This window comes from Streptomyces sp. NPDC055013 (assembly GCF_053608645.1).
Map to the genome: position 1 here is coordinate 1 of NZ_JBSGVW010000014.1, position 19,049 is coordinate 19,049.

General features: G+C 71.0%; 14 protein-coding genes. 2 read left to right on the forward strand and 12 right to left on the reverse strand.

Annotation, left to right across the window (positions count from 1 at the left end; all coding sequences use genetic code 11):
• Positions 1-301: 301 nt before the first annotated feature.
• The 10 genes from ACWGDB_RS19480 to iolC form a co-directional block, all read right to left on the reverse strand.
• Positions 302-1,855 carry a YfbK domain-containing protein gene (locus tag ACWGDB_RS19480; RefSeq protein ID WP_453823518.1) on the reverse strand — a complete coding sequence of 518 codons (1,554 nt, stop codon included), beginning with the start codon at positions 1,853-1,855 and terminating at the stop codon, positions 302-304.
• Between the two features lie 147 nt (positions 1,856-2,002).
• On the reverse strand, positions 2,003-2,866 hold the full coding sequence (locus tag ACWGDB_RS19485; protein ID WP_453823519.1) for an ABC transporter permease: 864 nt from the start codon (positions 2,864-2,866) through the stop codon (positions 2,003-2,005).
• Positions 2,863-5,511, reverse strand: coding sequence for a CocE/NonD family hydrolase (locus ACWGDB_RS19490; RefSeq protein ID WP_453823520.1), 2,649 nt, complete (start codon positions 5,509-5,511; stop codon positions 2,863-2,865). The genes ACWGDB_RS19485 and ACWGDB_RS19490 overlap by 4 nt, the downstream gene beginning before the upstream one ends.
• Before the next feature lie 131 nt (positions 5,512-5,642).
• Positions 5,643-7,040 (reverse strand): APC family permease, encoded by a 1,398-nt coding sequence (locus ACWGDB_RS19495; protein ID WP_453823521.1) that lies wholly within the window; start codon positions 7,038-7,040, stop codon positions 5,643-5,645.
• A gap of 199 nt (positions 7,041-7,239) precedes the next feature.
• Entirely contained in the window at positions 7,240-7,860 is a 621-nt protein-coding gene (locus ACWGDB_RS19500; RefSeq protein WP_453823522.1) for a hypothetical protein, read from the reverse strand.
• A gap of 185 nt (positions 7,861-8,045) precedes the next feature.
• The gene (mmsA, locus tag ACWGDB_RS19505; protein ID WP_453823523.1) at positions 8,046-9,548 is read right to left on the reverse strand and encodes a CoA-acylating methylmalonate-semialdehyde dehydrogenase; all 1,503 of its coding nucleotides are present in this window, start codon (positions 9,546-9,548) and stop codon (positions 8,046-8,048) included.
• Positions 9,549-9,562: 14 nt separating this feature from the next.
• Entirely contained in the window at positions 9,563-11,446 is a 1,884-nt protein-coding gene (gene iolD / locus ACWGDB_RS19510) for a 3D-(3,5/4)-trihydroxycyclohexane-1,2-dione acylhydrolase (decyclizing) (RefSeq protein WP_453823524.1), read from the reverse strand.
• Positions 11,443-12,315: a 5-deoxy-glucuronate isomerase gene (iolB, locus tag ACWGDB_RS19515; protein ID WP_453823525.1), complete on the reverse strand. Its 873-nt coding sequence runs from the start codon at positions 12,313-12,315 to the stop codon at positions 11,443-11,445. The genes iolD and iolB overlap by 4 nt, the downstream gene beginning before the upstream one ends.
• A gap of 7 nt (positions 12,316-12,322) precedes the next feature.
• Positions 12,323-13,204, reverse strand: coding sequence for a Cgl0159 family (beta/alpha)8-fold protein (locus ACWGDB_RS19520; protein WP_453823526.1), 882 nt, complete (start codon positions 13,202-13,204; stop codon positions 12,323-12,325).
• Positions 13,201-14,166 carry a 5-dehydro-2-deoxygluconokinase gene (iolC, locus tag ACWGDB_RS19525; protein WP_453823527.1) on the reverse strand — a complete coding sequence of 322 codons (966 nt, stop codon included), beginning with the start codon at positions 14,164-14,166 and terminating at the stop codon, positions 13,201-13,203. Before iolC ends, ACWGDB_RS19520 begins: the two co-directional genes overlap by 4 nt.
• A gap of 507 nt (positions 14,167-14,673) precedes the next feature.
• Between iolC and ACWGDB_RS19530 the strand changes: the two genes are divergently transcribed.
• Positions 14,674-14,874 (forward strand): helix-turn-helix transcriptional regulator, encoded by a 201-nt coding sequence (locus ACWGDB_RS19530; RefSeq protein WP_453823528.1) that lies wholly within the window; start codon positions 14,674-14,676, stop codon positions 14,872-14,874.
• A 52-nt stretch (positions 14,875-14,926) separates the two neighbouring features.
• Entirely contained in the window at positions 14,927-15,523 is a 597-nt protein-coding gene (locus ACWGDB_RS19535; RefSeq protein ID WP_453823529.1) for a GNAT family N-acetyltransferase, read from the forward strand.
• Here ACWGDB_RS19535 and ACWGDB_RS19540 read toward each other — a convergent pair.
• Together ACWGDB_RS19540 and ACWGDB_RS19545 are read right to left on the reverse strand one after the other, a co-directional pair.
• On the reverse strand, positions 15,504-16,547 hold the full coding sequence (locus ACWGDB_RS19540) for a zinc-dependent alcohol dehydrogenase family protein (protein ID WP_453823530.1): 1,044 nt from the start codon (positions 16,545-16,547) through the stop codon (positions 15,504-15,506). The genes ACWGDB_RS19535 and ACWGDB_RS19540 overlap by 20 nt on opposite strands.
• A gap of 97 nt (positions 16,548-16,644) precedes the next feature.
• Entirely contained in the window at positions 16,645-18,960 is a 2,316-nt protein-coding gene (locus tag ACWGDB_RS19545; RefSeq protein WP_453823531.1) for an MMPL family transporter, read from the reverse strand.
• Between the last annotated feature and the right edge of the window lie 89 nt (positions 18,961-19,049).

Below are 19,049 nucleotides of genomic sequence, written 5' to 3' on the forward strand. Positions count from 1 at the left end.
TGTCCGTCCTCGGACCGGCGGTTGGGGTTGGGCAGGGTGGTTTTCGTTTCTTGACGCCGGCCACTGCGGGCGGACACCCCCCGGCACGTCCCCTTACCGCCGTACGCGACCGGCGGTCCGTGGGGGTGCGCGCCCTCTCAGGGGGGCACTGCCAGTGGTCACCCTCAAACGCCGGTCCAGGCATTTCAGCCCGTCCGGCGATTGAGGACGAGGCCGTTCAGGCCGAAGCGGGGGTCTGGGGGCGGCGGCCCTCAGGTATGGGACGGGTAGGGGCGGCGGGGGCGAGGGAAACTGGGTCTGGTCAGTCGCCCGGGGCCAGGTTGGTGGCCTGGTGGATGGCTGTTGCGAGGTGGCGGACGGCCGTGTCCTCCGTTGTGGTGGCCAAGTCATCGGCGCGGTCGGCCAGTTCGGGCAGGCGGGTGGCGCCTGGCAAAGAGGGCCCGCGGTCGTCGCCGAGGCGGAGTGCGTCGGCGAAGTAGGCCGCCGTGGCCGTGACCTGGAAGCGGGGGCTCGCGTTCCAGACGGAGTCCTCGAGGGAGCCGGTCTCCAGTTGGCCGGACTCCTCGTGCGGGGCACGGGACTTGGGGTCGAGCCAACGGACGCTCGCCGTGGCGAGGTGCCCTTCCGTGCCCGGCTCGGTGCGGACGGCGTAGAGGGCGGTCACGGTGTGGCCGGGGCCGATCTCGCCGCCGTCGACGCTGTCGTTGCGGAAGTCCTCGTCGGCGACCTGACGGTTGTCGTAACCGACGAGCCGGAACTCCCGGACCGTCTCGGGGTCGAAGGCGACCTGTGCCTTGGCGTCGCGGGCGGTGAGGTCGATGTTCCGCGGGAGTTGGCGGCTGAAGACCTCGTGGGCGTCGTCCTCGTCCGAGACGTACACCGTGTGGCCGTCGCCCTTGTCGGCGAGGCGTTCCATCAGGGCGTCGCCGTAGTCGCTGCCGACGCCGACGCCGAAGAGGGTGATGCCATGCTCGCGGCGCTCGGTGGAGATGCGTTCGAGGATGGTGTCCGCGTCGGTGTCGCCGGTGTTGGCCAGGGCGTCGGAGACGAGGACCACGCGGTTGGTGGCGCCCCCGCGGAGGCCTTCGACGGCCGTTTCGTAGCCCGTCTCCATGCCCGCGCCCAGGTTGGTGGAGTCCGTGGGTTCCAGGGTGTCGATGGCTTCGTGGATCTCGGCGCGGTTGTCGTTCACGCGGGTCATCGGCAGTACCGTCTCGGCCTCGTCGCTGAAGGTGACGATGGCGACCGAGTCGTCGTCGCGCAGCCGGTCCGTCATGACGCCGAGGGAGTCCTTGGCGAGGTCCAGGCGGCCCGGTTCGGCCATGGAGCCGGAGATGTCGATGACGAAGGTGAGGGCGGCGGGCGGACGTTCGCCGGGGTCGGAGGCGGGGCGGGTGGCCAGGCCCACGCGGACCAGGGACCAGCCCTCGCGGTCGGTGCGGGCGCCGTCGACGGTGACCGAGAAGCCGTTGCCGTCGGGGCGGTCGTAGTCCTGGCGGAAGCTGTTGACGAACTCCTCGGGACGGACCGTCGACGGGTCGGGCATGCGGCCCTCGGCGAGGGTGCGGCGGGCGTAACCGTAGGAGGCGGTGTCGACGTCGAGGGCGAAGGTGGAGAGGAGGTCGGGCTCGGGCGCGAAGTCGCGGGAGGCGTCGTCCCGGTCTTCGTCGTGCCCGTCGTTCCCGTTGTATTCGGGGGCGGGGAAGGCGCCCCGGCTGTTGCCGCCTCCCTTGCCGGCGTCGTCCGCCGAGTGACCCCCGCTGCCGCTGCCGCTGCATCCGGTGAGCAGCAGGGCGCCCGCCGTGGTGAGCGCGAGCAGGGTGACGTTCAGCCTGCGTGTTCGGTACCGCTTCATCGTCCGTGCCCCCTTGGTCCGTTGACGTCGACTTCTGCGACTGTGACGGGCCAGGGGGCCGGAACGTGCGCTACGGAGCGTTGCGGATGCGTCTCGAAGAGGGCACGGGGACGGCCCGTCGAGACCGGTGGGTGATCTTCCGGTGACCTACGACACCACGTCCTTGCGGGCGAAACCGCGGAAGGCCAGGGCGAACAGGATGAGGGCGTACGTTACGGAAATCGCCGCGCCCTGGATCATGCCGGACCACTCGGCGCGGGGCTGGACGGCGTCCGCCCACGCGAACTGCCAGTGCGCGGGCAGGAAGTGGCGCCAGTCGCCGAGGGCGGTCACGGCGTCGAGGACGTTGCCGACGATGGTCAGGCCGACCGCGCCGCCGACCGCGCCGAGCGGGGCGTCCGTCTTGGTCGACAGCCAGAACGCCAGTCCCGCGGTGACCAGTTGGGACACGAAGACGTACGCCACCACCACCAGCAGGCGCTGCGCCGCAGTGGCCGTGTCCAGCGAGCCGCCGGTCGGGATCTGCAGCGGGCCCCAGCCGTACGCCGCCGTGCCGACGGCCAGGGCGACCAGGGGCAGCAGCACCATCGCGGCCAGGCTCAGGCCGAGGGCGACCACGAGCTTGGACCACAGCAGGCGGGCCCGGGGCACGGGGGCCGCGAGCAGGTAGCGCAGCGAGGACCAGCTGGCCTCGGAGGCCACCGTGTCCCCGCAGAACAGCGCGACGGGGATCACCAGCAGGAAGCCCGCGGAGACGAACAGGTTCACGGCGGCGAAGTTGGCGCCGGACGCCGTGGCCGTGTCCATCAAGGTGATGCGGTTGCCGCCGCCGTCCGGTTCGCCGCCGATCGCGAACGCGGCCACCAGCACGAACGGCAGCACGGCCAGGATGCCGAACATCACCAGCGTGCGGCGGCGCTTGAGCTGGCGGACCAGTTCGACCCTCAGGGGCAGCGTACGGCCCGCCCGGTAGCCGGAGGCGACCCCGGTGCGCTCGGTGAGCGTGCTCATGCGGAGCCTCCGATCAGGGTGAGGAAGGCGTCTTCCAGGCGGCGGTGCGGGCCCACCGACTGGACGGGCACCTCGAGGCGGACCAGTTCGGTGACCAGACGCTGTGCGGTGCCGTCCGCGTCGAGCCGGACCAGGATCCCGTCGTCGGTGCGCACGGCCGAGGCCACGCCCGGGAGGGCGGCGACCTTCTCGACGACCGGCTCCTCCACCGCCGTGGCAGTGCCGACGAGGAGCGTGTCGCCCGAGCCGATGATCTCGGCGACCGGGCCCGCCTGCACGAGGCGGCCGCGGTCCATCACCACGAGGTGGGTGCAGGACTGTTCGACCTCCGCCAGCAGGTGGCTGGAGACGATCACCGTGCGGCCCGCGGCCGCGTAGCGGATCATCACCTGGCGCATCTCGCGGATCTGGGGCGGGTCGAGGCCGTTGGTCGGTTCGTCGAGGATCAGGAGGTCCGGGAGGCCGAGCATGGCCTGGGCGATGGCCAGGCGCTGACGCATGCCCTGGGAGTACGTGCGCACCGCGCGGGCGAGTGCGTCGCCGAGGCCGGCGATCTCCAGGGCCTCGTCGAGGTGGGCGTCCTGCGGCGGGCGGCCGGTGGCCTGCCAGTACAGCTCCAGGTTCTCCCGGCCCGAGAGGTGCGGGAGGAAGCCGGCGCCCTCGACGAAGGCGCCGACGCGGGAGAGGACGGGTGCGCCGGGGCGGATGGCGTGGCCGAAGATGCGGATCTCGCCGGCGTCCGGCTTGATCAGGCCCATCAACATGCGCAGCGTCGTCGTCTTGCCCGCGCCGTTCGGGCCGAGGAGGCCGAGGACCTGGCCCTTCTCGACCCGGAAGGACAGGTCCTGTACCGCGTAGCGGTCCTGCGAGCCCGCGTACCGCTTGCTCAAGTCGGTGATCTGGAGCGGGACTTCGGCCAGCTCCGGGTCGGGCGCGGGGGTGGCGGTGCGGCGGCGGGCCGTCAGCAGCAGGGCCAGGGCGATGACCGCGGCGGCCGGCGGCAGCCACCACACCCAGGCCGGCAGCGGGGTCTCGGCGGTGCTCACGCCGGGCGCGGTCGGCACGGACAGGTCGCCCTTCAGGGAGACCGTGTACGTCGCCGGGGAGGCCGGGGAGGCGTAGCCGAGGTCCGTGGAGGACAGGACCAGGCGCAGGCTGTGGCCCTTCTCGATGTCGTGGTCGATGGCGGGGAGCGTGACCGTCACGTCCTTGCCGGACTTGGCGCCCTCGACGCGCAGGGGCGTGACCAGCTGGGACGGCAGCACCTGCTGGGTGCCGTCGGGGCCGACGTCGTAGACCTTGCCGAAGAGCACCGCGTCCTCGCTGGTCGACCTGACGTGGACGGTCGCCGTCGGGGAGCCGGTGATGTGCAGGTTGTCGGCGACCGGTGCCGATTCGAACGCGGCGAACTGGCCCGGGAAGTCCAGCGACACCCCGACGCCGAGCGAGGACAGCTGGGCGAGGCCGCCGGAGCCGCCGAGGCCGGGCAGGGCGGAGACGGCGGGCGGGTTGGCGCCGGCCGGGTTGGCGAAGCGCTGCTCGCGGCCGGTGAGGGCGATGGACTTCCGCCCGCTCTCCAGGCCGGGGTAGGTGTCCGCGCTCGCGCCCCGCAGCATGGCCTGGCCGTCGGTGGAGTCGACGCCGCCGGTGCGGGTGACGCGGAAGGCCGGGCCGGTGTCGGCGCTCTTGTCGTCCTTGAGGTAGCGGTCGAACCAGGACTGCACGCGTCCCTGGATACGGCTCGTCTCCATGTCGCCGCCGTCGTGGCCGCCGGAGATCCAGTCGACGTCGACGGGGGCGCCGTTGGCGCGGATCGCCTTCGCCGCGCGGTCGGCCTGGCCGAGCGTGAAGAGGGAGTCGGACTGGCCCTGCATGAGCAGGGTCGGCACGTCGATGCGGTCGCCGACGGCGGACGGTGAGCGCTCCTCCAGCATGGTGCGGGCCGGTGCGTCCGGAGTGCCGGACTCGGCGACCCGTTCGTACATGTCGCAGATCTGCGTCTCGAACTTGTCGCAGCCGCCCGCGGTGTTGACGAAGATGCCCGCCCAGAGCTTCTTGAAGACGCCGTTCGGGAACAGGGCGTCCGCGAGGTTCCAGTACGTGATCGCCGGGGCGATGGCGTCGACCCGGTCGTCGTGGCCGGCGGCCAGCAGCGAGATGGCGCCGCCGTAGGAGCCGCCCGCCATGCCCACGCGCGGGTCGCCGGCCTTGTCGAGCTCGATCTGGGGCTGCTTCGCCAGCCAGTCGAGCAGTCGGGAGACGTCGGCGACCTCGCCCTTCGGGTCGTTCAGGCCGACCTTGCCGGTCGACTTCCCGAAGCCGCGGGCCGACCACGTCAGGACCGCGTACCCGTCCCGGGCGAGGTCCTCGGCCTGCTGCCGTACGTCGTCCTTGCTGCCGCCGAAGCCGTGCGCGAGGAGGACGGCGGGGCGGCGGCCGCTGTCGGCGGCCGTGAAGTACGAGGTGTCGATGCGCACCCCGTCGCCCATGTCCATGATCCGGTCGGCGCGCCGTACCGCCGGGGCGTCGTCGTCGGCGACGGCCGTCCATGTCCCGGCACCGGCAAAAACGACAACGGCGGCCGCGGGGGCCAGCAGCCGCCGCGGCTTCCGCAGCCCTCGCAGCGCGGGCAGTCGAAGATCCATGCTCCAACGGTACGGGGCGAACCTGTCGGCAAGTTATCGACCGAGGGCTGAATCACGGGACCTCCCGTGGGGGTACGGCGGGGCTTTTGTCTACCGCGTCCGTGGTACGGCGGCGCATTCCCCGCGCCCCTTCAGGTCTGTTGGTCCTCCGGAATGGAAACGAGCCACCGTGTCTGCCTGCGGGGGCGCAGGTACAGCGCCCAGTACAGGGTGGCCACCGCCGTGATGCCGCCCGTCCAAAGGAGGTGACTCGTCTCCTGCCGGCTGAGGATGTACACGAGAACCACGATCAACAGCACCGGCATCAGCGGCCACAGCGGCATCCGCCATGCCGGTGTGTGCTTGTGCGGGGTGCGGCGGGCCGCCAGCGCGGCGACCGCGACGAGGAGGTACATGCCGGTCACCGAGACGCCCGTCACGCCGTACAGGGTGTCGAGGTTGACGAAGCACAGCGCGGCGCCGGGCACTCCGACGGCGAGGGTGGCGACCCACGGGGAGCCGAAGCGGCCGAGCCTGGCGAGGACGTTGTTGACCGGCTCGGGCCAGGCCTGGTCGCGGGCGGAGGCGAACAGCACGCGGGAGTTCTGGATGACCATGACGATGCCCGCGTTGATGATCGCCAGGGCCACGCAGAGGCTGACGAAGGTGCCGACCGCGGAGTTGGACCAGGCGGTGACCATGGCGCCGATGTCGCCGCCGGTCAGTTCCCCGATGTCCGAGGCGCCCAGGGTGATCGCGGCGACCGGGACCAGGATGATCACGGCGGAGATGGCGAGGGTGGCGAGCACCGTGCGGGCGACGTTGCGGCGCGGGTTCTCCAGTTCCTCGGAGAGGTAGACGGCCGTCGAGAAGCCCTGGGTGACGAAGAGGGCGATCGCGAGCCCGGAGACGACGAGCAGGGCCGTCACGGTGTCCGTACGGCCGTCCGCTCCGGCCACCTCCATCGAGACCAGGCTCGCGGGGCCGCGCTCGGCGTGCGCGAAGCCCAGCACCGCCACCACGGCCGCGGCGATGACCTCCAGGACCAGGAAGACGCCGGTGATCCAGGCGTTGGCGCGCAGGTCGAGCAGGCCGGCGAGGGTGGCGAGCAGCATGACGCCTGCGCCGGCCATCGACGGGTCGAGGTCGACGATCGGGGCGAGGTAGTCGGCCGTGCCCATCGCGATCACCGGCGGGACGACCATGACGACCAGCAGCGACAGCACGAAGACCAGCCAGCCCGCCAGCCGTCCGGCCAGCGTGGACACCATCGCGTACTCGCCGCCCGCGCTGGGGATGAGGGTGCCCAGCTCCGAGTAGCAGAACGCCACGGCGATGCAGAGCAGGGAGCCGATGGCGATCGTCAGGGCGGTGGCGGTGCCGAGCGAGCCGAACAGGTCGGGGACGACCACGAAGAGGGTGGAGGCCGGGGTCACGCAGGAGAGCGTGAGCAGGGTGCCGCCGACCACGCCGATGGAGCGCTTCAGCTTCTGGGGGCCGTCCGACGCCTCGACTGCGGCGCCCTCGACGGGGGTGAGGGTGTCGGTCACGAGGGGGATGCAACATTGACGGAAACCATCGCGTCAATGGGTGTTCACCTACGGAATCCGTGGCTCCGACGCCCTACTTCGCGCGTTAACGTCGCGTCAAGGCCGCGTACTGGGCGGCTTGAACGGGTGCGGGAACCGCAGCGCGGGCGCACAAAAAAATGGGGCCGTCCGCGATTCGGACGGCCCCCGACACCGGGTGTCAGTGGTTGCGCGGGAACTCTGGACTGTCCCCGGCCGGGGCTTCATCGGGTTCGCGCGGGCTCGGAAGCCGCCGCGGCGCCAACTCCTCGGCCTGCTCTTCATCCGCGCTCGGTGCGGAGAGCCGACGAGCCGCTTCCCTGAGTCTCCGCTCCAGCCACACTTCTGCCAGAGGACCGAGGGGCGAGTACATCACGCGGATGATCGGCACCGCAGCGACGACGACGGCGCCGGCGGCCACAATACCGACCAGCGCCTTGGCGATCTCGACGTCTTTCGGCCCCTTCGGGTCCGCCAGCCAAAGCAGGCACATGAGGATCGCCACGGCCTGCGCGACCATGAGCACACCCCACAGGAGGCCAAGCGCCAAAAAGGAGAGCGACTTCGCGGCCCCCAAGCCATACTTCGGCAACCATTCGGCCTTGAATGCCCGCGAGGCCACCTCGCGTTCTGACGGCGTCATGGCCGCCAGTTCCACGCCCTTGTTCATGAAGTTGTCGACCGCTGTGCGTGTCCAACCCTGAACTGCCTTGCCAAAGGCGGCCGCCTCCAACGTGCCGGCGATGAGAATCGCCGACGACACAGAGGCGACGGTCGTCGCAAAGGCTTCTGTCATCTGCACCCGGACAGACTGCCCAGGCGCTACAGGTCATGCGACTCACGTTGCCGAACAGTGACTTCCGCAGCCCCCGCCGCGGACACCGCGCACCACACCCAAGACGCCCGCCCCGGGGCCCGATCCTGGACAGGGCAGACGGTGCCCGCTGAACAGGAACCAGCAGCTCAGCGGGCACGCGAACGCTGTGCTCAGTGGTTGCGCGGGAAGCCCAGGTCAACGCCGGTGGGGGCGTCGGCCGGGTCGGGCCAGCGGGTGGTGACGACCTTGCCGCGGGTGTAGAAGTGCGTGCCGTCGTTGCCGTAGATGTGGTGGTCGCCGAAGAGCGAGTCCTTCCAGCCGCCGAAGCTGTGGTAGCCGACGGGGACCGGGATCGGGACGTTCACGCCGACCATGCCGGCCTCGATCTCCAGCTGGAAGCGGCGGGCGGCGCCGCCGTCCCGGGTGAAGATCGCGGTGCCGTTGCCGAACGGCGAGGCGTTGATCAGCGCCACGCCGTCCTCGTACGTCTCGGCGCGCAGCACGCACAGGACGGGGCCGAAGATCTCCTCCTGGTACGCCTTCGCGGAAGTGGGCACTTTGTCGAGCAGCGAGATGCCGATCCAGTGGCCGTCCTCGAAACCGTCGACGGTGTATCCGGTGCCGTCGAGCACGACCTCGCAGCCCTCGGCCGCCGCGCCCTCGACATAGGACGCCACCTTGTCGCGGTGCACGGCGGTGATCAGCGGGCCCATCTCGGAGGTCGGGTCGTTGCCGGGGCCGATCTTGATCTTCTCGGCGCGCTCGCGGATCTTCTCCACCAGCTCGTCGCCGATGGAGCCGACGGCGACGACGGCGGAGATGGCCATGCAACGCTCGCCCGCGGAGCCGTAGGCGGCGGAGACGGCGGCGTCGGCGGCCGCGTCGAGGTCGGCGTCAGGGAGGACCAGCATGTGGTTCTTGGCGCCGCCCAGGGCCTGGACGCGCTTGTGGTTGGCGGCGGCCGTGGTGTGGATGTAGCGGGCGATCGGCGTCGAGCCGACGAAGGACACGGCCTTGACGTCCGGGTGCTCGAGCAGCCGGTCGACGGCCACCTTGTCGCCGTGGACGACGTTGAAGACGCCGTCGGGGAGACCGGCCTCGGCCAGCAGCTCAGCGATCTTGATCGCCGCCGACGGGTCCTTCTCGGACGGCTTCAGCACGAAGGTGTTGCCGCACGCGATGGCCATCGGGAACATCCACATCGGGACCATCGCCGGGAAGTTGAACGGCGTGATGCCCGCGACGACACCGAGCGGCTGCCGGATCGACGAGACGTCCACGCGGCTGGCGACCTGCGTCGACAGCTCGCCCTTCAGCTGCACGCTGATGCCGCACGCCAGATCGACGATCTCCAGGCCGCGCGCCACCTCACCGAGGGCGTCGGAGTGCACCTTGCCGTGCTCGGCGGTGATCAGCTCGGCGATCGCGTCCCGGTTGGCGTCCAGCAGCGCCCGGAACTTGAACAGGATCGAGGTGCGCTGCGCCAGCGACGACTGGCCCCAGGTCGCGTAGGCCTCCTTGGCGGACGCGACCGCGGCGTCCACCTCGTCGACCGAGGCGAACGCGACCTTCGTGGTGACCGCGCCGGTCGCCGGGTCGGTGACCGGCCCGAACGTGCCCGACGCGCCTTCGGCGGTCTTGCCGCCGATCCAGTGGTTGACGATCTTCGTCATGCCCAGTAACTCCTTCACAGATGGCGGCGTCGGGTCGAGACGTGCCGTTCGTACAGCTCCCGTGCCTTGACCGCCGACGGTCGGGTCGCGGTCTCGGCCACAGGAACATCCCACCAGGCATGCGCGGGCGGCGCGCCCGACACAGTGTCTGCCGTTTCGGTCTCGACGTAGACACATGTGGGAGTGTCCGCCGCGCGGGCCTCGGCGAGCGCCTCGCGCAGGTCACGTACGGTCTTCGCGCGCAGCACCCGCATGCCCAGGCTGGCCGCGTTGGCGGCCAGGTCGACGGGGAGCGGGGCGCCGGTGAAGGTGCCGTCGGCCGCGCGGTGGCGGTAGGCGGTGCCGAAGCGCTCGGCACCCGTCTCCTCCGACAGGCCGCCGATGGACGCGTACCCGTGGTTCTGCACCAGCAACACCTTGATCGCGACGCCCTCCTGCACGGCGGTCACGATCTCGGTCGGCATCATCAGATAGATGCCGTCGCCGACCAGCGCCCAGACGTCGCGCTCGGGCGCGGCCATCTTCACGCCGATCGCGGCCGGGATCTCGTAGCCCATGCAGGAGTAGCCGTACTCCACGTGGTACTGGTCCCGGGAGCGGGCCCGCCACAGTTTGTGCAGGTCGCCGGGGAGCGAACCGGCGGCGTTGATGATCACGTCCGACTCGTCGACGATAGCGTCCAGCGCGCCGAGGACCTGCGGCTGCGTCGGCCGTACGTCCGGCTCGTCGGCCTCATAGCAGGCGTCGACGCGCTGCTCCCAGCGCTCCTTGTCCTCGGTGTACTCGATGACGTAGGAGTCGGTGACCCGGTGCTCGTGGATCTCCAGCGCCTGGGTCAGCTCGGCGAGGCCGCTGCGGGCGTCCGCGATGAGCGGCATGCCGGCGAGCTTGTGGCCGTCGTAGGGCGCGATGTTGAGGTTGAGGAAGCGCACGCCGTCGCCGGTGAAGAGGGTGCCGGAGGCGGTGGTGAAGTCGGTGTGGCGGGTGCCGACGCCGATCACCAGGTCGGCGGTGCGGGCGAGTTCGTCGGCGGCGGCGGTGCCGGTGTGGCCCACTCCCCCGACGTCCTGGGGGTGGTCGTGGCGCAGGGAACCCTTGCCGGCCTGGGTGGAGGCGACCGGGATGCGGGTGAACTCCGCGAACTCGGCGAGGGCCTCCTCGGCGCGGCTGTGGTGGACGCCGCCGCCGGCGATGACGAGCGGGCGCCGGGCGCCGCGGATCATCCGTACGGCCTCGGCGAGTTCGGTCGGATCGGCGCCCGGACGCCGCACGGCCCAGACGCGCTCGGCGAAGAACTCGTCCGGCCAGTCGTACGCCTCGGCCTGGACGTCCTGCGGCAGCGCGAGGGTGACCGCGCCCGTCTCGACCGGGTCCGTGAGCACCCGCATGGCATGGAGGGCCGACGGGATCAGGGCCTGCGGCCTGGTGATCCGATCGAAGTACTTCGACACCGGGCGTAGACAGTCATTCACCGACATATCGCACGCATACGGCACTTCGAGCTGCTGGAGGACCGGGTCGGCGGGGCGGGTGGCGAAGATGTCGCCGGGGAGGAGCAGCACCGGGAGGTGGTTGATGGTCGCGAGGGCGGCGCCGGTGACGAGGTTGGTCGCGCCGGGGCCGATGGACGTGGTCACGGCGTGTGTGGAGAGGCGGTTCGACTGGCGGGCGAACCCGACGGCCGCGTGCACCATCGCCTGTTCGTTACGGCCCTGGTGGTACGGCATGACCTCGCCGTACTCGACGAGCGCCTGGCCGATCCCGGCGACGTTGCCGTGGCCGAAGATGCCCCAGGTGGCGCCGATCAGGCGCTGCCGTACGCCGTCCCGCTCGGTGTACTGGGCGGACAGGAAGCGGACGAGCGCCTGTGCGACCGTGAGCCTCGTCGTTGAGGTCATCGGTAACCCCCTGTGCCTTCTACGTGGTCCGGATGGAAGCAGATCCGCCACTCCCGCGTCTCGCCCGGACCGGCCATCACGTTCAGGTAGTACATGTCGTGACCGGGCTGGGCGATGGACGGGCCGTGCCATCCGTCGGGGACGAGCACGGCGTCACCGGAGCGGACCTCCGCGAGGACGTCGGATCCGCCCTCACGCGAGGGGAATACGCGCTGGTAGCCGAATCCGTTCGGGCCGTCGATCTCGAAGTAGTAGATCTCCTCCAGCTCGGACTCCTGGCCGGGCCGGGATTCGTCGTGCTTGTGCGGCGGATACGAGGACCAGTTGCCGCCGGGGGTGATCACCTCGACGGCGATGAGCCTGTCGCAGTCGAAGGCGTCGGCGGAGGCGAAGTTGCGGACTCGGCGCGTGCAGGAGCCGCTGCCGCGCTCTTCGACCAAGACCTCCGGCGCGGGGCCGTAGCGGGCGGGGAGTCTTCGCTCGCACTTCGCTCCTGCCAAAGCAAAGCGGCCACCCGCGCCGGAGGCGATCTGTGCCCGGGCGTCACGGGGCACGTAGGCGAAGTCGGTGACTCCACTGAATACGCTGTCCCGGCCCAGGAGTTGGTACTTCTCGTTCTCGATGTCCACGGTGCATCCGCCGTTCAGCGGAAGCACGATCCATTCACTGTCACCGGTGGTGAACATGTGCGTGCCACCGGGCTCCAACTCCACGATCCGCAGGCTGCTGTGGGTCCACCCGGCCCGTTTGGGGTCGATGTCGAGCACGTAGTTCGCGTCGGCGGTGGTGCCCGTCGGGACGTACAGCCCGTTGCCCGTCCCGGCGTACGGCCCGTTGTTCGTCCCGGTGTGCGGCTCGTGGTTCGTCATAAGGCCCTCACAGCAGTCCTACGGCGGTGTCGACGGCGCCGGCCACGTCCCCGTCCGCCGGGTAGAGCAGCGAGCGTCCGACCACCAGGCCTTGCACGGTGGGCAGTTGGAGTGCGCCGCGCCACTTCTCGTATGCCCCGTCCTGATCGTCGCCGACCTCGCCGCCGAGCAGAACCGTCGGCAGCGTGGAGGTCTGCATGACCTCGGCCATGTCGTCGGGGTTCTCGGTCACCGGGAGCTTCAGCCAGGTGTAGGCGGAGGTGCCGCCGAGACCCGAGGCGATGGCGATGGACTTGGTGACGGCCTCGGCGGACAGGTCGTTGGCGATCTTGCCCTCGGGGGTGCGGTGACTGATGAACGGTTCGACGAAGACCGGGAGTTCCCGCGCCGCCATCTCGTCGATGGCACGGGCGGTGGACTCCAGGGTGGTGAGGGAACCCGGGTCGTCGTAGGCGATACGCAGGAGCAGCTTGCCGGCGTCGAATCCGAGGCGCCGGATGTCCTCGGGGCGGTGGCCGGTGAAGCGGTCGTCGAGTTCGAAGCTCGCGCCCTGCAGGCCGCCGCGGTTCATGGACCCCATGACGACCTTGCCATCGAGGGCGCCGAGCAACAGCAGGTCGTCCAGGATGTCCGCGGTCGCGAGGACACCGTCGACGCCGGGGCGGCCAAGCGCAAGGCAGAGACGTTCCAGCAGGTCGGCGCGGTTGGCCATGGCGAGTCTGCGGTCTCCGACACCGAGGGCGCCCCGGGCCGGGTGGTCTGCGGCGACGATCATCAGCCGGCCGGAGTCGCCGAGCAGCGGGCGGCGGGGGCGGCGGGCCGCCGCCTCGGCGATCGCCTCGGGGCGCTGGGTGCGCAGGCGGACGAGTTCTCCGATGTCGACGGTCACTTGACGGCCCCCGCGGCGATCGCGGCCTCGATCTCGTCCGGCGTCGGCATCGCGGAGGAGCACTCCAGACGGGAGGCGACGATGGCGCCGGCCGCATTGGCGTGCCGCGTGATCGTCTCCAGGTCCCAGCCTTCGAGCAGGCCGTGGCAGAGCGAACCGCCGAAGGCGTCACCGGCGCCGAGCCCGTTGAGCACGTTCACGGGCAGCGGCGGCACCTCGGCCTGGTCGCCCTTGCTGTTGACGGCGAGGACGCCCTTGGGGCCCTGCTTGACGACCGCGACCTCGACACCGGCGTCCAGCAGCGCGCGGGCCGCGGCATGCGGTTCGCGCACGCCGGTCGCGACCTCCACCTCGTCGAGATTGCCGACGGCGACGGTGGTGTGCTTCAGGGCCTCGGCGTAGAAGGGGCGGGCCGCGTCGGGGCCGCTCCCGGCTGTGTCCTTCCAGAACATGGGACGCCAGTCGAGGTCGAAGACCGTCGTACCGGCCTTGGCACGATGGGCGAGCGCCGCCAGCGTCGCCGTACGGCTGGGCTCCTCACTCAGGCCGGTGCCGGTGACCCAGAAGATACGGGCGTCACGGATGGCGTCGAGGTCCAGCTCGTGGGCGTCGATCTCCAGGTCAGGGGCCTTGGGCTGCCGGTAGAAGTACAGCGGGAAGTCGTCCGGCGGGAAGACCTCGCAGAAGGTGACCGGGGTGGGCAGGCCGGGGACCGGGGTGACCCAGCGGTCGTCGACGCCGAAGCCCTTCAGGGCCTCGTGGAGGTAGGTGCCGAAGGGGTCGTCGCCGGTGCGGGTGATCACCGCGGTACGGCGTCCCAGGCGGGCCGCGGCGACCGCTACGTTGCTCGCCGAGCCGCCGAGGAACTTGCCGAAGGACGTGACCTGCGGCAGCGGGACGCCGGTCTGCAGGGGGTAGAGGTCCACTCCGATCCGCCCCATGGTGATCAAGTCGTACGCCATCGGTTTCCCTCGGTCTCCCTTGTGGCGGCGCTTCCGTCAGCGTTGCGCTTCGGCTCTCTTCGGTTTTCTAGCCTGACCGGGGAGGGCTGTCAATATTTTGTCCGGACATTCGAACGAGGTCCTGCCTGGGATGCCGGGCGCCTGGGCGTCCGCCGGGTGCGGTGGTGGGGCGTGTGCGGGTTGTGGGGGCTGACCGCGCCCACGCGGCGGAGCCGCAAGTCGACACGGCCCCGCGCCCCCTTGGGGCGACTTAGCGGGGGGGGCTGTCAATGTGCCGCGCCCTGCACGACTCCGGTGCCTTTGCAGCACTCGTGTCACAAAGGCACCTTCCGTGTCACACATGTCGCATGTCCGCAGGTCTTGCGTCACACCCCGTGCACAGGCACTGTCCCCTTCTCACGGTGCGTCGTTGGCGGGGCACAGGCTTTGTGATCGCCAGCGCAGCGCACGGTACCCCCGACGACCGCCCCCGGTCGCCGCCGCGGCGCGCGCAGGGAGGTGCAACCGATGACCGACCGAAGGCTCTGGTCCTACAAGGAGATCGCGGCTCACATCAAGGTGCAGCCGGACACCGTACGGTCCTACCGCAAGCACGGGTTGCTGCCGCCGCCCGACCATGTGGAGCGCGGCAAGCCTTTCTGGTATCCCGACACCGTCCGGGCCTGGGTAGCGTCCCGCCCGGGCAACCGAGGGCGCAGATCGGATTGACCTCCCGGAAAATCGGCTGTGCCCCCACCGCCCCGTGGGGCACAGTCGCCCCATGAGCTTCTCCGTCAAACCCACCCTGACCGGCGACAGAACCGTGCTCCGCCCGTTCACCGAGGCTGACGCCGAAGGCATGTGGGAGATCATCGGCGATCCGGAGGTCCAGCGCTTCACCGGGGATTCGCCCGCCGAGCTCACCCCTCAACGCCTGCGCTCCTGGTACGGCACCCGCTCCGACCAGCCGGACCGCCTCGACCTCGCCGTCATCGATCGCGCGACCGGCGAACTCGTCGGTGAGGTCGTGCTGTACGAGTGGGATCCCGACGCACGCAGCTGCACCTTCCGCACCCTGATCGGACCGCGCGGCCGGGGCCGGGGCCTGGGCACCGAGGCCGCCCGGCTCATCGTCGGCCACGGCTTCGAACAACTGGGACTGCACCGGATCCAGTTGGAGGCGTACGCCTACAACCTCCGCGCCCTGCACGTCTACGAGAAAGTCGGATTCGCGGTCGAGGGGATCCGCCGGGAGGTCGAACTGCGGGACGGCGAATGGGTCGACGAGGTGCTGATGGCCCTCCTCGACCACCAGTGGGCCGCGCTCAGCTCCGCGGACCTCGGCTCCGAGGCAGATCTCAGCTCCACGGCTCGATGACCGTCACCCCCGCCCCCGGCGCCGTCCCGAGCGCCGTCAGTGCCGACGGCACCGCGTCCAGCGTGATCGTCGACGTCACCAGCAGATCCGGCCGCAACGCACCCGCCCGCACCAGCTCCAGCATCGGCGGGTAAGTGTGCGCGGCCATGCCGTGGCTGCCCAGCAGTTCGAGTTCGAGGGCGATCGCGCGGGCCATGGGGACCGGGGTCGTGCCGGACTCCGAGGGCAGCAGGCCCACCTGGATGTGCCGGCCTCGGCGGCGCAGGCTGTTGACGGAGGCGGCGCAGGTGGTGGGTGACCCGAGGGCGTCCAGGGAGAGGTGGGCCCCGCCGCCGGTCAGGGCGTGGATCGCGGCCGCGGTATCTGGTGTGCTCAACGCGTCCACGCACTCCGCTGCCCCGAACTTCCGCGCCAGGTCCAGGGCCTGCGGTGAGACGTCCACCGCGACGACCCTCGCGCCCGACGCCGCCGCGATCATCACCGCCGACAGGCCGACCCCGCCGCAGCCGTGCACGGCGACCCACTCCCCCGCCGCCACCCGGCCCTGCTGCACGACCGCCCGGAACGCCGTGGCGAACCGGCAGCCCAGCGAGGCCGCCGTCGCGAACGACATCTCCTCGGGTACGGCGACGAGGTTCACATCGGCGTGATCCAGCGCCACGTACTGGGCGAAGGAGCCCCAGTGGGTGAAGCCGGGCTGGGTCTGACGCTCGCAGACCTGCTGGTCGCCGGCAGCACACGCCGCGCAGCTGCCGCAGGCGCACACGAACGGCACGGTGACCCGGTCGCCGGGGCGCCAGGCGGTCACCCGGTCGCCCACCGCCTCGACCACGCCGGCGATTTCATGGCCCGGCACATGCGGCAGCCGGATGCCGGGGTCGTGGCCCTGCCAGCCGTGCCAGTCACTGCGGCACAGCCCCGTCGCCTCGACCCGCACGGTCACTCCGTGCGGGGCCGGGTGCGGGTCGGGCACCTCACGCACCTCGGCCGCTTCGCCGTACCGCTCGAACACCACTGCCCGCATGCCGGTCTCCTTTCGGCCGCGCCCCTTGCACGGAGATCGTGGGGAACGCTAGACGCTCCACCGGGGTTGCGGTACGGCACCCGCACCCCCTCGCAGGTCAGCGGTGCGCGCTCACCTTGTCCCGCTCCTGAGTGGGTTCGGTCGCCGGGGCCGGCGTCGGTTCGTCGCCCGACTCGCTGACTCCGAACCGCTCGTGGAAGCGCCGCAGCGGTCCCGGGGCCCACCAGGTCGCCCGGCCCGTGAGGCGCATGATCGCCGGGACCAGGAGGCTGCGGACGATCATCGCGTCCATCAGCACGGCCAGGGCGATGCCGAGGCCGAGCATCTTGGTGTTGGTCACCCGCGAGGTGCCTATCGCGACCATCACCACCGCGAGGATCACGGCCGCCGCGGTGATCAGTCCTCCGGTGCGCTGCAGACCGTGGCGGACCGCCTGGTCGTGGTCGCCCGTCGTGTCGTACTCCTCCTTGATGCGGGACAGCAGGAACACGCCGTAGTCCATCGACAGGCCGAAGGCGACGCAGAACATCAGCACCGGGAGGGTCGTCTCGATCGAGCCTGGGGTGGTGAAGCCGAGCAGGCCGGACAGATGGCCGTCCTGGAAGATCCAGACCACGGCGCCGAACATCGCCGTCAGGCTCAGCGCGTTGAGCACCACCGCCTGGATCGGGATCAGCACGCTGCCCGTCAGCAGGAACACCAGCAGCAGGGTGACGATCGTGATGAAGGCTGCCGCCAGGGGCAGGCGCTCGGCTATCGCGTCCTTGGAGTCGACCAGGACCGCGGCCGCGCCGGTCACCTTGGTGTCGAACGGCGCCTGTGTGGCGCGCAGTTCGTCCACCAGGCGCTGGGCCGGGTCGTCGACCGCCTCGCCCTTCGGGAGCACCGTGAAGTACGCCGAGTCACCCTGCACCAGCGGCCCGTCCACGCGGAGCACTTCCGGGAGGGCGGCGATCCGCTCCTTGTAGGCGGCGTACTGCGCCTCGGTCGCGCGCCCCTCGGCCAGCACCTCCAGGCCGCCGCCGGGGCTGCCCGGGAAGCCGTCGCGGATGTGCTGCTGCACGACATGGGACTCGGCGCTCGACGGCAGCTGGCGGTCGTCAGCGGTGCCGAACTTCACGCCCAGGAAGGGCAGTCCGAGCAGGACCAGGACGGCGGTGGTACCCAGGGCGAAGAAGGGGGCGCGGCGCATGACGAGGTTCGCCGTGCGGGCCCAGGCCTTGCCTTCCGAGGCGCTGGACGGGCCGGTCCCGCCTGAGGGGCCGGACGTGCCGGACGTAGCGGATGTGCCGGGCTCCTGGGCGGACGCCTTCGGGTCCTGCGGCCCGCTCGCGCGCCGACCGCGCCGGAACAGGCGGCGCAGGTCCAGGGAGTTGACCCGGTGGCCGAGCAGGACCAGTGCCGCCGGGAGGAGGATCAGCGCGGCCGCCGCGGCCAGCAGCACCACCGCGATACCGGCGTAGGCGAAGGACCGCAGGAAGTACTGGGGGAAGAGCAGCATCGCCGCGAGGGACACCGCGACGGTGAGGGCCGAGAAGAGCACGGTGCGGCCGGCTGTGCGCAGGGTTGTGCCGACCGCGGTCAACGGTTCGGCGCCGGTGGCGAGTTCCTCACGGAAGCGCCGGACGATGAAGAGCGCGTAGTCGACGGCCAGGCCCAGGCCCAGGGCCGTGGTGAGGTTCATCGCGAAGACCGAGACGTCGGTGACCTCGGTGAGGCCGCGCAGCACCGCGTTCGTCCCGAGGATGGCGACGATGCCGATACCGAGCGGCAGCAGGGCCGCGACCGCGCTGCCGAAGACCATCACCAGCAGCACCAGGGTGACCGGCAGGGCGATCACCTCGGCCCGGATCAGGTCCTCCTGGATGATCGTCTGCATCTCGTGGCGCACCGCGACCGGGCCGCCGACGCTGACCTCCACCGGGCCGTGCGCACCCCGGAACTCGGGCGCGATGCGGTCCAGGGTCTCCCCCGCCTCCTTCTCCTGGCCGGTGATGCGGGCGGCGATCAGGGCCTCCTGGCCGTCCTCGGCGCGCAGGGCAGCGGCCGCCGAGGGGTCCGCCTGCCAGTAGGAACCGACCCCCGTGATCCCCTTCTCGCCGGCCAGACGCGCTGCTATCCGCCGGGCCTCCGCGGCGACCGCGGGGTCGTCCACCGAGGCGTCGCCCGCGTCCACGAAGAGCAGGAGGTTGGACTGGGAGGCGGGGAACTCGCGCTCCAGCGCCTTGGTCGCATAGGTCGACTCGGCGTTCGGGTCCTCCCAGCCGCCGCTGCCCAGCCGGTCGGCGACGCCGCTGCCCGCGAGCACGGCGAGCGCGGTGATCACCAGGGCCGCGAGCAGCGACAACCGGGGGCGGGCCGTCACGAAACGGGTCCAGCCTCCGACACGGGGCGGCCTGTTGACTTCGGTCATTGTGCGGTGTCCCCTTCACCCTGATCCATGCTGAGCGCAGCCCGGGCTGCATGAAGCCGTCACTGCCATAGACTGGCAAACACGAGAGA